Source organism: Gilliamella sp. Occ4-3 (assembly GCF_001690675.1).
GTDB lineage: Bacteria > Pseudomonadota > Gammaproteobacteria > Enterobacterales > Orbaceae > Gilliamella > Gilliamella bombi.
In genome coordinates this window covers 24,679-40,373 of sequence record NZ_LZHR01000092.1, presented here as the reverse complement: position 1 = coordinate 40,373, position 15,695 = coordinate 24,679, and the positions used below count along the sequence as shown (strand labels likewise).

The 15,695-nt window shown below is 37.8% G+C and carries 9 protein-coding genes, 3 tRNA genes and 3 rRNA genes; 12 read left to right on the top strand and 3 right to left on the bottom strand.

Annotation, left to right across the window (positions count from 1 at the left end):
• From A9G44_RS09480 to A9G44_RS09450, 7 genes are all read left to right on the top strand, one after another.
• Positions 1 to 687: ribosomal RNA gene (locus A9G44_RS09480) — 16S ribosomal RNA — on the top strand; the annotation flags it as partial.
• A gap of 54 nt (positions 688 to 741) precedes the next feature.
• A tRNA-Glu gene (locus tag A9G44_RS09475) sits at positions 742 to 817 on the top strand.
• A gap of 258 nt (positions 818 to 1,075) precedes the next feature.
• A 23S ribosomal RNA gene (locus A9G44_RS09470) occupies positions 1,076 to 3,975 on the top strand.
• A gap of 139 nt (positions 3,976 to 4,114) precedes the next feature.
• Positions 4,115 to 4,230, top strand: a 5S ribosomal RNA gene (gene rrf / locus A9G44_RS09465).
• 33 nt (positions 4,231 to 4,263) lie between these two features.
• Positions 4,264 to 4,340: transfer RNA gene (locus A9G44_RS09460), tRNA-Asp, on the top strand.
• A gap of 8 nt (positions 4,341 to 4,348) precedes the next feature.
• A tRNA-Trp gene (locus A9G44_RS09455) sits at positions 4,349 to 4,424 on the top strand.
• A 134-nt stretch (positions 4,425 to 4,558) separates the two neighbouring features.
• Entirely contained in the window at positions 4,559 to 4,897 is a 339-nt protein-coding gene (locus tag A9G44_RS09450; RefSeq protein ID WP_034914792.1) for a DUF413 domain-containing protein, read from the top strand.
• A 5-nt stretch (positions 4,898 to 4,902) separates the two neighbouring features.
• Here the strand turns inward: A9G44_RS09450 and A9G44_RS09445 are convergent, their stop codons facing one another.
• The 3 genes from A9G44_RS09445 to znuC all read right to left on the bottom strand — a co-directional run bounded on the left by A9G44_RS09445 (position 4,903) and on the right by znuC (position 8,125).
• Positions 4,903 to 6,426: a YifB family Mg chelatase-like AAA ATPase gene (locus A9G44_RS09445; RefSeq protein WP_065610650.1), complete on the bottom strand. Its 1,524-nt coding sequence runs from the start codon at positions 6,424 to 6,426 to the stop codon at positions 4,903 to 4,905.
• Positions 6,427 to 6,549: 123 nt separating this feature from the next.
• Entirely contained in the window at positions 6,550 to 7,350 is an 801-nt protein-coding gene (gene znuB / locus A9G44_RS09440) for a zinc ABC transporter permease subunit ZnuB (RefSeq protein WP_034914786.1), read from the bottom strand.
• Positions 7,343 to 8,125, bottom strand: a complete 783-nt coding sequence (gene znuC / locus A9G44_RS09435; RefSeq protein WP_065610648.1) for a zinc ABC transporter ATP-binding protein ZnuC — start codon at positions 8,123 to 8,125, stop codon at positions 7,343 to 7,345. Before znuC ends, znuB begins: the two co-directional genes overlap by 8 nt.
• A 141-nt stretch (positions 8,126 to 8,266) precedes the next feature.
• Here znuC and znuA point away from each other — a divergent pair, with 141 nt between their 5' ends.
• From znuA to tolB, 5 genes are all read left to right on the top strand, one after another.
• Complete coding sequence (gene znuA / locus A9G44_RS09430) at positions 8,267 to 9,169, top strand: zinc ABC transporter substrate-binding protein ZnuA (protein WP_065610657.1); 903 nt, start codon at positions 8,267 to 8,269, stop codon at positions 9,167 to 9,169.
• Positions 9,170 to 9,197: 28 nt separating this feature from the next.
• Positions 9,198 to 10,547, top strand: coding sequence for a murein DD-endopeptidase MepM (gene mepM, locus A9G44_RS09425; RefSeq protein WP_034914784.1), 1,350 nt, complete (start codon positions 9,198 to 9,200; stop codon positions 10,545 to 10,547).
• A 128-nt stretch (positions 10,548 to 10,675) separates the two neighbouring features.
• Positions 10,676 to 13,009: a bifunctional glycosyl transferase/transpeptidase gene (mrcB, locus tag A9G44_RS09420; RefSeq protein ID WP_065610646.1), complete on the top strand. Its 2,334-nt coding sequence runs from the start codon at positions 10,676 to 10,678 to the stop codon at positions 13,007 to 13,009.
• Between the two features lie 11 nt (positions 13,010 to 13,020).
• Positions 13,021 to 13,830 (top strand): bifunctional DNA-formamidopyrimidine glycosylase/DNA-(apurinic or apyrimidinic site) lyase, encoded by an 810-nt coding sequence (gene mutM, locus A9G44_RS09415; protein ID WP_065610645.1) that lies wholly within the window; start codon positions 13,021 to 13,023, stop codon positions 13,828 to 13,830.
• 415 nt (positions 13,831 to 14,245) lie between these two features.
• Positions 14,246 to 15,541 (top strand): Tol-Pal system beta propeller repeat protein TolB, encoded by a 1,296-nt coding sequence (gene tolB / locus A9G44_RS09410; RefSeq protein WP_065610655.1) that lies wholly within the window; start codon positions 14,246 to 14,248, stop codon positions 15,539 to 15,541.
• Positions 15,542 to 15,695: the final 154 nt, after the last annotated feature.

Below are 15,695 nucleotides of genomic sequence, written 5' to 3'. Positions count from 1 at the left end.
CCGAAGCTAACGCGATAAATCGACCGCCTGGGGAGTACGGCCGCAAGGTTAAAACTCAAATGAATTGACGGGGGCCCGCACAAGCGGTGGAGCATGTGGTTTAATTCGATGCAACGCGAAGAACCTTACCTGGTCTTGACATCCACAGAATCTTGTAGAGATACGAGAGTGCCTTCGGGAACTGTGAGACAGGTGCTGCATGGCTGTCGTCAGCTCGTGTTGTGAAATGTTGGGTTAAGTCCCGCAACGAGCGCAACCCTTATCCTTTGTTGCCATCGATTAGGTCGGGAACTCAAAGGAGACTGCCGTTGATAAAGCGGAGGAAGGTGGGGACGACGTCAAGTCATCATGGCCCTTACGACCAGGGCTACACACGTGCTACAATGGCGTATACAAAGGGAGGCGACCTCGCGAGAGTAAGCGGACCTCACAAAGTACGTCTAAGTCCGGATTGGAGTCTGCAACTCGACTCCATGAAGTCGGAATCGCTAGTAATCGTGAATCAGAATGTCACGGTGAATACGTTCCCGGGCCTTGTACACACCGCCCGTCACACCATGGGAGTGGGTTGCACCAGAAGTAGATAGCTTAACCTTCGGGAGGGCGTTTACCACGGTGTGATTCATGACTGGGGTGAAGTCGTAACAAGGTAACCGTAGGGGAACCTGCGGTTGGATCACCTCCTTACGAAGTGCTCGTAAGTGTTCACACAGATTGTTTGTTTAGAAGAGAAATAATTAAGTCCCCTTCGTCTAGAGGCCTAGGACATCGCCCTTTCACGGCGGTAACAGGGGTTCGAATCCCCTAGGGGACGCCATAAAATGTGATGAAATTATTTTTCTAAAAAAATTATGTTTGTATTTACTTGATTTAGTGGTTAAGTGAATAGAAAGATAAAGCTCTTTAACAATTAGGAACAAGCTGAAAGAAACGAGTTCTCGTTTTTACGAAAGGCTTTTAATTATAGGTTGAATTAAAGTTTATTGAACTTTGATTGAACAATCTATAAATAAAAAGAGAATAAGTAAGAAAGAGAAGAAAGCGTAATTTAAACCAAGACAACTGTGAGTTGTAAGGTTAAGAAATTAAGCGTACACGGTGGATGCCTAGGCAATCAGAGGCGAAGAAGGACGTGTTAATCTGCGAAAAGCGACGGTAAGCTGATAAAAAGCGTAATAGCCGTCGATGTCCGAATGGGGAAACCCAGTGTAGGAAACTACACTATCATCTAATGAATCCATAGTTAGATGAGGCGAACCGGGAGAACTGAAACATCTAAGTACCCCGAGGAAAAGAAATCAACCGAGATTCCCTGAGTAGCGGCGAGCGAAAGGGGAGGAGCCCAAGCGGGTAGCATAAGGTATTAGTGGAAGCGTCTGGAAAGTCGCACGATAGAGGGTGAAAGTCCCGTACACGAAGGTGCGTTATGTGGAAGCTTATAGAGTAGGGCGGGACACGTGATATCCTGTCTGAAGAAGGGGGGACCATCCTCCAAGGCTAAATACTCCTGATTGACCGATAGTGAACCAGTACCGTGAGGGAAAGGCGAAAAGAACCCCGGGAGGGGAGTGAAATAGACCCTGAAACCGTGTACGTACAATCAGTGGGAGCTGTTACCGTTAGGTAATAGTGACTGCGTACCTTTTGTATAATGGGTCAGCGACTTATATTCTGTAGCGAGGTTAACCGAATAGGGGAGCCGAAGGGAAACCGAGTATTAACTGTGCGTTAAGTTGCAGGGTATAGACCCGAAACCCGGTGATCTAGCCATGGGCAGGTTGAAGGTTGGTTAACACTAACTGGAGGACCGAACCGACTAATGTTGAAAAATTAGCGGATGACCTGTGGCTGGGGGTGAAAGGCCAATCAAACCGGGAGATAGCTGGTTCTCCCCGAAAGCTATTTAGGTAGCGCCTCATGAATGACTGTTGGGGGTAGAGCACTGTTTCGGCTAGGGGGCCATCCCGGCTTACCAACCCGATGCAAACTCCGAATACTGACAAGTTGAATCATGGGAGACACACGGCGGGTGCTAACGTTCGTCGTGAAGAGGGAAACAACCCAGACCGCCAGCTAAGGTCCCAAAGTCATAGTTAAGTGGGAAACGAAGTGGGAAGGCTTAGACAGCTAGGATGTTGGCTTAGAAGCAGCCATCATTTAAAGAAAGCGTAATAGCTCACTAGTCGAGTCGGCCTGCGCGGAAGATGTAACGGGGCTAAAACTATGCACCGAAGCTGCGGCAGTGCACGCAAGTGTATTGGGTAGGGGAGCGTTCTGTAAGCCGTAGAAGGTGTGTTGTGAGGCATGCTGGAGGTATCAGAAGTGCGAATGCTGACATAAGTAACGATAAAGCGGGTGAAAAGCCCGCTCGCCGGAAGACCAAGGGTTCCTGTCCAACGTTAATCGGGGCAGGGTGAGTCGACCCCTAAGGAGAGGCCGAAGGGCGTATCTGATGGGAAACGGGTTAATATTCCCGTACTGGCTATAACTGCGATGGGGTGACGAAGAAGGCTAGGTTTACCACCTATTGGATGGTGGGTTAAGCGTGTAGGGGTGTGATTAGGCAAATCCGGTCACTAAGACTCTGAGGCGTGATGACGAGCTGCTAAGGCAGTGAAGTAATTGATGCCCTGCTTCCAGGAAAATCCTCTAAGCTTCAGGTTATAGTTAATCGTACCCGAAACCGACACAGGTGGTCAGGTAGAGAATACTAAGGCGCTTGAGAGAACTCGGGTGAAGGAACTAGGCAAAATGGTGCCGTAACTTCGGGAGAAGGCACGCTGATGTGTAATTGAAATCCCATGCGGACGTAGGTGAAATCAGTCGAAGATACCAGCTGGCTGCAACTGTTTAATAAAAACACAGCACTGTGCAAACACGAAAGTGGACGTATACGGTGTGACGCCTGCCCGGTGCTGGAAGGTTAATTGATGGGGTTATGCTTATGCAGAAGCTCCTGATCGAAGCCCCAGTAAACGGCGGCCGTAACTATAACGGTCCTAAGGTAGCGAAATTCCTTGTCGGGTAAGTTCCGACCTGCACGAATGGCGTAATGATGGCCAGGCTGTCTCCACCCGAGACTCAGTGAAATTGAAATTGCCGTGAAGATGCGGTGTACCCGTGGCAAGACGGAAAGACCCCGTGAACCTTTACTATAGCTTGACAGTGAACATTGAGCCTTAATGTGTAGGATAGGTGGGAGGCAAAGAAGCATGCACGCCAGTGTGTGTGGAGTCGACCTTGAAATACCACCCTTTAATGTTTGATGTTCTAACCTATACTTCTGAATCGAGGTAAGGGACACTGTCTGGTGGGTAGTTTGACTGGGGCGGTCTCCTCCCAAAGAGTAACGGAGGAGCACGAAGGTTAGCTAATCCTGGTCGGACATCAGGAGGTTAGTGCAATGGCAAAAGCTAGCTTGACTGCGAGAGTGACGGCTCGAGCAGGTACGAAAGTAGGTCATAGTGATCCGGTGGTTCTGAATGGAAGGGCCATCGCTCAACGGATAAAAGGTACTCCGGGGATAACAGGCTGATACCGCCCAAGAGTTCATATCGACGGCGGTGTTTGGCACCTCGATGTCGGCTCATCACATCCTGGGGCTGAAGTAGGTCCCAAGGGTACGGCTGTTCGCCGTTTAAAGTGGTACGCGAGCTGGGTTTAGAACGTCGTGAGACAGTTCGGTCCCTATCTGCCATGGGCGTAGGAAAATTGAGAGGGTTTGCTTCTAGTACGAGAGGACCGAAGTGAACGCACCGCTGGTGTTCGGGTTGTGATGCCAATTGCATTGCCCGGTAGCTACGTGCGGAATAGATAAGTGCTGAAAGCATCTAAGCACGAAACTAGCCTCGAGATGAGTTTTCCCTGAAGAGATTCAGTAAGGTCCGTTTGAGACTAAGACGTAGATAGGTCAGGTGTGTAAGTGTAGTGATACATTGAGCTAACTGATACTAATGAACCGAGAGTCTTAACCTTACAACTCGGAGTTGTTTTGGGTTACGTGGTAAAGAGTTGATAAAAAGTTGAGAGAGCAGTTTGTTCCGGATTGATAGATAGGTATTGATATGAGATAATGGTAGAAGATATCAATACTAATTGAAAGAGACAGGATATGTCTGGCGGTAATAGCGCGGTGGTCCCACCTGACCCCATGCCGAACTCAGAAGTGAAACGCCGTAGTGCCGATGGTAGTGTGGGTATTACCCATGTGAGAGTAGGGTGCCGCCAGACTTTTAAATTTAATATATACATACCAAATACGGTGGAGCGGTAGTTCAGTTGGTTAGAATACCTGCCTGTCACGCAGGGGGTCGCGGGTTCGAGCCCCGTCCGTTCCGCCACCTTATTTAGGGGCGTAGTTCAATTGGTAGAGCACCGGTCTCCAAAACCGGGTGTTGGGAGTTCGAGACTCTCCGCCCCTGCCACAAAAATAATGGTTCTGTTTTAAATTTAATCATTTGCTCATTTTTGATAGAATAAATAAAAGAATTTTATTTACAGATTAACTTAGTCAATTATAATTCCTGCCCAGATACTTTTACAACCTAGAGGATAGAACATGGCTGAGAGTTTTGTAAGTCAACAACGTTTTTTTGATAATAAGAATTATCCAAGAGGATTTTCTCGTCACGGAGACTTTACTATTAAAGAAGCTCTTATTTTGGAAAAACATGGGTGTGCTTTTAAAGATCTTGATACAGAAGTTAGAAAACCTACTACAGCAGAAGAAAAATCATTTGTTGCCGTTTGTAAAGGTAAAAAGGAGCCATCAACTGATTTCGAAAAAACTTGGCTAAAATATCTTTCTCGTATAAATAAGCCTAAACGCTTTCATACATTATCCGGCGGGAAGCCTCAAGTTGATACAACTGATGATTTTGTCGATAGTGACGACTAATTCTTTTAACCGATATTTTTGTGTAATTGAATTAATAATCGATCCATAGAACGATAACTTAATGCTTCTGAAATATGTTTTCGTTCTATATTTTCTGACGAATCTAAATCTGCAATTGTACGCGATACTTTTAATATACGATGCCACGCCCTAGCAGAGAGTCCTAATTTTATCAATGCTTGTTCTAAATATTCATTATTTTCATCTGATAATTTGCAATAGCATTGTATTTCATTTGCACTTAACTGACTATTTAATTTATTATTTCTTTTAAACTGAACATTTCTTGCTTGTAAAACTCGCTGTTTTACCGTTTCGGTTGATTCATCGGAAGTCTTTTTTTGACTTAAGGTGCCTTTAGGCAATAAAGGTACTTCAATAGAAATATCAAATCTATCGAGAAATGGTCCTGAAAGCCGATTTAGATAGCGAATTGTTTGCTGGGGTGTAGTTCTATTGTGTGTTCCTTGATAATGTCCTGTAGGGCTTGGATTCATTGCTGCTATTAATTGAAACTTAGCAGGAAATTTTATTTTTGCGTTTGCTCTTGAAATGATAATTTCACCTGACTCAATTGGTTCTCTAAGAGCGTCTAATACTTTTCGGTTAAATTCTGGTAATTCATCTAAAAATAAAACCCCATTATGTGCTAGTGATATTTCTCCAGGTTTAGGTATTGTTCCTCCACCAACTAATGCTGCTGCTGATGCGCTATGGTGAGGTGATCTAAACGGCCTTTTACGCCAGTTTTTAATTGATCCATTTGGACTAACTAGACTAGTTATTGCAGCACTTTCAAGTGCTTCTTCATCAGATAATTGAGGTAACAGGGAAGTCAAACGAGTTGCTAACATAGTTTTACCTGTTCCAGGAGGTCCAATTAATAGTAAATTGTGACCTCCTGCGGCTGCAATTTCTAATGCTCTTTTGGCTTGTTCCTGTCCGATTATATCTTGTAGGTTTGATAAATTATTATCAATATCTTTGTATTCACGATATTGGACTACTGGCAAGTCAATTTCGTTATATAAATATTGGCATAACTCTAATAAGTTATTAGTGATTAAAGTATTGTTTTGGTGAATTAAAGAAATTTCAGATTGATTTTCTGCAGAAATAATTAATGTGCGATTTTTCTTTTTAGAAGAAATAGCTGCTGGAATAGCTCCTTTTACTGCTCTAATATTACCTGAAAGGGCTAATTCTCCCAAAAATTCATAATGTAATAGATTATCTGTTGGAATTTGCTCTGTAGCGGCAAGAATAGCGATAGCTATTGGTAAATCGAAGCGACTTCCTTCTTTTGGAAGATCTGCAGGAGATAAGTTAACAGTTATTTTTTTTGAAGGAAAAGTAAAACCACTATTAATAATAGCACTTCTAACTCGATCTTTAGCTTCTTTAACCGTTGCTTCAGGCAGACCAACTAAAACAAAACCTGGTAACCCGTTACTAATATGAACTTCAACGTTTATCAAAGGTGCTTGTATTCCAATAGATGCTCGAGTATAAATAATTGCAAGTGACATAGTTTTTAATTATTAACATATTGAATTGTACTATTACAGTATTAGAAATAGTTAGCTGACTATTAAAGTCATTTTTATTAATGGGATATGTCACGCAATAAATAATCTGATTTTGCAGTAATCTCAATTTTTTTTGTTTAAAGTTAATTTTGAAATAAATAATGATATAAAAAATAAACAAGTATTACTTAATACAATTGATGGCCCTGTTGGTGTGTCGTAAATAAAAGAAAATATTAGTCCTGTAATCACTGATAACATACCAATTATTATAGCAATTATTGCCATTGCCTCGGGAGTTTTTGAATAATATTTGGCTGTTGCGGCAGGGATGATAAGTAAAGATGTAATAATCAGAGCTCCAACAAATTTCATCGATAGACCTATTGTTAGCGCCAACAGTAGAGTTAAAAGCAATTTTGTTATTTGAACATTAATACCGTGACTAAAAGCTAACTCTTCACTTACAGTAATAAATAAAATGTCATTCCATCGCCAAAGCAATAAGGCACCAATAAATGCTACACAAGTAGTAATTTGATAAAGATCAGAATATGTTACTGATAATAGATCACCAAATAAGTATCCCATTAGATCGATTCGGATATTATTCATTAAACTAATTACAACTAAACCAAGAGATAATGCACTATGAGCTAAAATACCAAGTAAACTATCAATTGGAAGTTGTTTTTGGGCTTCTAACCAAAGTAACCCTAAGGCCAGTAAAAGAGTTACAAAAATGACTGCATAAAATAAATTTATATTCAGTAAAAAGCCAAAAGCGATACCAAGTAAAGCTGCATGGGATAGAGTATCACCAAAATAGGACATTCTACGCCAAACAACAAAAGTACCTAAAGGACCTGTTATGCTCGTTAAGCATAATCCTGCAAATAAAGAAGGTAATAATAACTCAATCATTATGTTTTTTTCCATAACAAGACATAGCAATTTGCCTATGTTGATCAATAGTGGGGGAGCAGCAATCATGTTGATGATTATGATGATGTTTATAAACAGCGATTTGTGAAGCCCCATGTTGGCCAAAAAGAGAAATAAACTCAGGATCGTTAGATACAATAGCAGGTATGCCAGAACAACAAATATGATGATTTAAACAAATTACTTCATCTGTTTTTGCCATAACTAAATGAAGATCATGAGAAACCATTAATACACCGCAATTAAACTGTTTTTTTGCATCAGCGATTAGATCATATAATAATACTTGACCATTAACATCCACGCCTTGAGTTGGTTCATCAAGAATCAATAATTGAGGTTGCTTTGCTAAGGCTTGAGCTAATAATACGCGTTGCAATTCCCCACCCGATAATTGATGCATAGATTTATTAATCAAATATTCAGCTTTTACCATTGATAACGTATTAAAAATTTTTTCGGCATTTAACTGTTTATTTAAGTGCATAAAACGTTTAACAGTAATAGGCAGAGTGGTATTTAAATTGATTGATTGCGGTACATAACCAATTGTTAAATTGGTTGAACGCTTAATTGTTCCTGAAGTAAATGGAATTAAACCTAAAATGACTTTTACTAGAGTTGATTTACCTGCACCATTGGGGCCAAGTAATGTAATAATTTGATTAAGATGTATTGCTAACGAAACATCATATAATATTTTTTGATGGTCAATTTCTACTGAAACACTATCAAGAGAAATTAGTGGTGTCATATCGTTAAGAGCCCTTGCCTACAACAATGTTATGTTATATTATAACAATTAATGTTTTTATTCTATCATACTTTTAAATATAGGATATATGGTGTGAAAAAATATATTGCACAAAATAGTAAACAATTAATCTGTTCTTTAATGATATTTTGTTCATTAATATTTATGCAAACTATCACTAATATAGCTAATGCGACAGTTATTTCATCTGTAAAGCCCATTGGGTTTATTACTGAAGCCATTGCTTCAGGAGTAACTGATAATGATATTTTACTTCCTGATAGCGCATCTCCCCACACTTATTATTTAAAGCCCTCTGATTTAGCAAAACTTAAATCAGCCGAACTTGTGGTTTGGGTCGGTGAAGATATGGAAGCTTTTATGCCAACAATTTTAAAAAATATAGATAAGCAAAAGCAAATTGAATTAATGGCTGTACCAGAAATCAAATCGTTACTTAGAACCAGTCATGATGATCACGGAGATGATCATTCTCATGATGAGGTCAATCAAGATCACCATGGTGAATATGATGAGCATATTTGGCTTTCACCTAAAATTGCTAAAATTATCGCACAATCAATTCATGATAGACTTGTTACGCTTTATCCAGATAAAAGCATATTAATTGATGAAAATTTAAACGAATTCATTACTAAACTCACAGAAACAGAACAAAACATTGCAAAAAAACTAATTACCGTACAAAATAGAGGGTATTTTGTGTTTCATGACGCCTATGGGTATTTTGAGGCACAGTTCGGATTAAAAAAACTAGGCAGTTTTACTATAAATCCAGCAGTTCAGCCTGGTGTTCAAAAAGTTTATGCTATTCAACAGGAGCTCAAAGAGCACCAAGCAGTATGTGTATTTCGTGAGCCACAGTTTAGCCCTGCAGTTATTGAAAAATTAGTGAGTGGAACAGATGTTCGAATTGGAGAATTAAATCCATTAGGAACGAGTATAACACCTTCAAAAGGTGCATATTTACAATTTTTAACAAATTTAACACAGCAACTGTTGGATTGTTTAGATAAAAATTAGTTTTAGTAATAAATAGTTAAGGTTAATTTTGGCAAGAAAAATAAAATCCTTCAGTATTGAAAAAAATAATTTTAAAATTCCCTATTTTTCAATATTGGGCGTTCTTTTTATTGTTATTTTATTTACTGCTCTGTGGCGTCCGCTCAATTTGGATCGAACAATTTATGTTCCTTTAACTCCTCAAGTTGAAACTACTGTAAATGATAATTCCAGCTCTATTGATGGCGATGGAAAAGTCGAGATAGTAAATGGAAAAATGGCTACCGTTGCTGAATCATCTGATGTTCCTGAAGATGAGATTGTTAAAGATGAATTAGATGATATCGTTGATGGTAAAGATAATGCAGTACAATATACTATTGTTCGTGGCGATACACTGCATGATATTCTAATTCGTTATAATGTTAATAAAAATGATATCTATCAATTAACAACAAAATTTAAGCAACTTGCAAATCTACGAATTGGTCAACAAATTAGTTGGACAACTGATGATAATCATAATTTGCAAACTTTTAGTTGGACAATATCAAGCAATAATATTCGAATCTATGAAAAATCGGGTGATAAATTTATAGAAAGTTCTGAAACTGCTGAAGTCATCCCACAAAATATTGTTATAAAAGGTGACATTAAATCTAGTTTTGTTGCCGATGCTCGAAAAAGTGGGTTAACTAGTAATGAAATAGGTATTATTACTCGTGCTTTACAGTGGCGCTTAGATTTTCGTCGATTACAAGTTGGTGATAAATTTTCAGTTGCTCTAACACGGGAAATGCATGGTAAAAGCTTATCTAATAGTCAGTTGTTAGGTATTCGAATTAAAAATGGAAATAAGGATTATTATGCTATTTTAGCTGATGATGGTAAATATTATGATATTAATGGTAACAGCTTATCGCAGAGTTTTTTCCGTTATCCTTTAGCGAAAAAAGCACGTGTTTCTTCTGGATTTAATCCACGTCGTTTACATCCAGTTACAGGACAAATAGCCCCTCATAATGGTGTTGATTTTGCTGTATCACGTGGTACTCCTGTATTATCCGTTGGTAATGGTGAAGTAGTAATTGCAAAATATAGTGGTTCAGCGGGTAACTATATTGCTATTCGGCATGGTCGTCAGTATATGACAACTTATATGCACTTGGATAAAATTTTAGTTAAACCAGGTCAACAAGTTAAACAAGGCGATAAAATCGGCCTATCGGGAAATACAGGGCGTTCTACTGGACCTCATCTTCATTTTGAATTACATATTAATAACAAGCCAGTTAATCCATTAACAGCAAGTTTACCTATTTCAGAAGGATTAACAGGTAAGTCGAGAAAGGCATTCTTTTCAAAAGTTAAAAGTATTAGCTCTCAACTAAACTTTTAAGTTTATATATTTGTTTTTATATTTAAACCTTTACTTACCTGGCCTTTTTAAAAAAGGTGGTCAAGGTACCCTTAAAAATTATGTTATCATAAGCTAATTATTATTTAATAATAAATGTTAGGTGCAGTTTGAAAAAATCAACTAAAATAGAAAAAAAACGCTCTTCTAAAAAGACCAGAAAAAATAAAAAGACTACACTTTGGCGACGATTTTTGATACTACTATTTAAGTTGTTTCTTGTCTTTGCTGCAGTGGCAATTATTTATGGTGTTTATCTTGATCAACAAATTAAAGAACGGATTGATGGAAATGTATGGGAGTTACCGGCTGCAGTTTATGGACAAATTATTGATCTTGAACCAGATAGTGAATATAGTCTAAATGATGTGGTAACAATATTAGTTGGTGCGCAATATCGTCAACAAGATACCAAAGCTACTCGTCCAGGCGAATTTATTGTAAGAAATGATGCGGTTGAAATTTATCGTCGACCTTTTACTTTTCCTGATGGTGAAGAGCAAGCTTTTAGAGTCAGAATAACTTTTTATGAAAACCGTATTGATCGTATTACTAATCTAGATTCAGGGCGTGATTTTGGATTGCTTAAGATTGATCCTAAATTAATTACGATGATGCATTCTCCAAATGGTGAACAACGGTTGTTTATTCCATTAAAGAAGTTTCCTGATTCATTATTAAAAACATTAGTCGCAACGGAAGATAAACGTTTTTATGATCATCATGGCGTAAGTTTATACTCTATTGGTCGTGCGATTTTTGTTAATTTAACAACTGGCCGTACTGAAGGTGGAAGTACATTAACTCAGCAAACAGTCAAAAACCTTTTTTTAACTAACGAACGTAGTTTAAGTCGCAAAATACGTGAAGCTTATATGGCTCTTATTTTGGATGGACGCTATAGCAAAGAACGTATTTTAGAGCTTTATTTAAACGAAGTTTATTTTGGGCAAGCGGGTAGTGAAGAGATCCATGGTTTTCCATTAGCAAGTCTTTACTATTTTGGTCGCCCAGTTAATGAACTGACATTAGATCAGCAAGCGGTACTTGTTGGTATGGTAAAAGGAGCTTCATTATATAATCCTTGGACACAACCTCAACAAGTTATTGAACGCCGTAATGTAGTTTTAAAACTTGCTCAGCAGCAAGGTATTATAGATGATGAGTTATATAATTTATTAAGTCAGCGCCCACTATCAGTTTTACCCAAAGGTGGTGTAATTTCGCCACAACCAGCATTTATGCAAGTTGTGCGTAGTGAACTCCGAAAACAATTAGGCGATAAAGCAGAACATCTGTCTGGTATGAAGATTTTTACTACCTTTGATCCTGTAGCTCAATCAGCTGCAGAGCAAGCGGTAACTAACGTAATTGAGAAACTGCGAAAATCAACTAATAAAGAATTACAAACAGCAATGGTTATAGTTAGCCGAGAAACTGGAGAAATTCGTTCTATCATTGGTAGTGCTGAACCTCGTTATCCAGGATATAACCGTGCTTGGTTAACTCAGCGAGCAATTGGTTCATTAGCTAAACCATCAACTTATTTAACTGCACTAGGGCAACCCGACCATTACCAACTTAATACTTGGCTTGATGATAAACCTTTATCAATAAAGCTTGATGGTAATGGTTATTGGGAACCGAAAAACTATGATCGTAAATTTCGTGATCGTGTTATGTTAGTAGATGCTTTAGCACTTTCGCTTAATGTGCCAACAGTTAATCTAGGAATGGCATTAGGGCTTGATGCAACAAGGAATACTTTACAATCATTAGGTGTATCAACAGACCGTATATCTAATTTACCATCAAGATTACTAGGTGCTTTAGAATTAACACCGTTAGAAACGGCGCAGATGTTTCAAACGATAGCTAATAATGGTCAACGATCTCCACTTTCTATTTTAAGATATGTATTGACCGATAAAGGTGAGCTAGTTTATCAAAGCTACCCACAACAGCTTCAGGCTGTATCTCAACAATCGGCTTATTTAACCACTTATGCTATGCAACAAGTTGTTAACACGGGGACATCTCGTTCATTAAAAGCTAAATATGGTTCATTTAATTTAGCAGCTAAGACAGGAACAAGTAATGATTCTCGTGATAGTTGGTTTACAGGGATAGATGGTAAAAATGTTGCTGTTGTTTGGATTGGTTTAGATGATCATTCTCCAATGAAATTAACAGGAGCAACTGGCGCCTTAAAAATTTATAGTGAATATTTACAAAATAATCCACCAAAGAAATTAGTATTGCCACTACCTCAAAATATTTTTATGGTACCTATTGATAGTGATGGGCAGTGGCAATGTGATGGAAGTGGTATTCGCTCTTTACCAGTATGGACAATTAACCCTCATAGCTTATGCTCGGCCAATAACCAGCCTACGTCCGTTCAGCAGGCACCAACTTGGGTTACTGACCTATTAAATAACTAAATGGAAATTATATGCCTGAATTACCAGAAGTTGAGACAAGTCGTCGAGGTATTTTGCCCTATTTGAAAGGACAGATTATTGATAAAATTATTGTTCGACAACCTAAACTACGTTGGCCCGTTGATAAGGCTATAAGCAATGTGCACGGGCAAGTAATTTTAGATATAAAACGTCGTGCAAAATATTTATTATTACAGTTACCCAATAATTGGCTCGTAATTCATTTAGGGATGTCTGGACGTTTACGTATTTTAAAAAATCCACAAAAAGCAGAAAAACATGATCATATTGATTTAATTCTAGAAAATGGTGTCACTCTACGTTATACCGATCCTAGGCGTTTTGGATCTTGGCTTTGGGCAAATTCGCTAGACGAAATATCTCAATTACAACATTTGGGACCAGAACCTTTAAGTGACGAATTTTCAGCTGAATATTTATTTGAAAAAGCAAGGAGTCGAAAAATTCCCATAAAAAGTTGGATTATGGATAACCATATTGTGGTTGGGGTTGGTAATATTTATGCTTCTGAATCGTTATTTATGGCAAAAATCAACCCTACTCGAAAAGTAAACTCCTTACAATTAAATGAATTTGAAAGGCTTGTAGCTGCTATTAAGCAAGTTCTTACTAAATCAATTAAACAAGGAGGAACAACACTCAAGGATTTCCTGCAGTCTAATGGTAAACCTGGATATTTTGCACAGGAGTTACAAGTTTATGGACGCGAAGGTGAACAATGTCTGATTTGTGGTACAGAAATAAAATCACAAAAAATTGGACAGCGTAATACTTTTTATTGTGAATTTTGTCAAAAATAGAAATACTTATTAAGCCAAAATTATCACTTTTGGCTATTTGTCAAATGGCTTTAACATTTTTAATACATCCCTTCTACCGCTTATATAAAAATATCTTATGAAACTCTTTAAACCTTACCTAAATAGGATTAGTATAAGCAATTAGATTTAGAATAATTATTTTTAATATCACTTTGATTATTATATATAATCAAACAATTAAAAGATAAAAATCTTTTTATTTTAAAGGCTATAGACTTGTGACTAGATATCGACTATCTTTCTCAGGGTATAATTGTTAATGGTTTGTAAAGCTTAATATATGGAATTAATTAGAGACAGCATATGAATTCCTAAAAGCTTGGTTTTCTGTTTTTTATGATTTTATATTTTATTCAACTCTGTGTATCTTATTTTTATTAAGGAATTTAAGATGATCAAATTCGCCTCCCGCTTTTTGGCAACTTGTTTTATTTTACTTTTTACCTCAATGGCTAATTCTGAAGTTAGAATTATTATTACTGATGGAGTGAGCTCAGCTAAACCTATAGCTGTTGCCCCATTTAAATGGACAGGTGGTGGAGAACCGCCACAAGCCATTGAAGAAATTATTGCTTCTGATTTGCGTAACAGTGGTAAGTTCAATCCTATTGACGTTAATCAAATGCCTCAGAAACCGACAACAGCTTCAGAGGTTACTCCAACTGTATGGAACAAAGTTGGTGTTTCAGCTGTTGTTGTTGGCTCAATACAACCTGATGCGTCAGGAAAATATCTTATAAATTATCAATTAGTCGATACAGTTAATCGACCAGGTACAGTTTTAGCTCAAAATCAATTCTCTATTGAAAAGCGTTGGGTTCGTTATGCAGCTCATACTGCAAGCGATGAAATCTTTGAATCACTAACTGGTATTAAGGGTGCATTTAGAACACGAATTGCTTATGTTGTAAAAATGACTAAAGGGCCGTTTTCGCACGAATTAAGAGTGTCTGATTATGATGGTTATGATCAAATTACTGTTCATCGTTCTAAGGAACCATTAATGTCTCCTACTTGGTCACCAGATGGGAAAAAAATAGCTTATGTAACTTTTGAAGGAGGGCATTCTTCATTAGTGTTAAAAACTCTGGATAGTGGAGCTGTACAAACAATAGCTTCTTTCCCTCAACATAATGGAGCACCAGCATTTTCTCCAGATGGTAGTAAATTAGCATTTGTTCTATCTAAAGGTGGTAGTTTAAATTTATATATGATGAATTTAAGTAGTAAGAAAATTACTCAAATTACCTCTAGCCGTAGTAATGATACAGAACCATCTTGGATGCCAGACAATCAAACAATTGTTTATACTTCCGATCAAGCGGGTCGACCTCAGTTATATAGTATTAATACCAATACTGGCGAATCGCAAAGGGTAACTTGGGATAATACGCAAAATCAGAATGCTAAAGTGTCACCTGACGGCTCTTTTATTGCAATGATATCAACTAATAATGGTGAACAGCATATAACTCGATATGATATGGATACAAAAACCTATCAACGTTTAACTGATACTTTTTTAGATGAAACCCCAAGTATTGCACCGAACGGTACAATGATTATTTATAGTTCATCTCAGGGATTAGGTACAATTTTGAACCTTGTATCTACAGATGGTAATTTCAAAGCAAGGTTACCAGCAACCGATGGGCAAGTAAAATTCCCTGCATGGTCACCATATTTATAAAGACAGCTTAAAAAAACAACTACATTTCAATTATTAAAATTGTGTAAAGTTTAAGGTCGTTATAATATATTACTCTAATCTTTCAGGCCTGTAATGGGCGTTACTTAGAAGTTGGTTAGATATATAAATAGAATTTATTCAAACAACAGGAGTT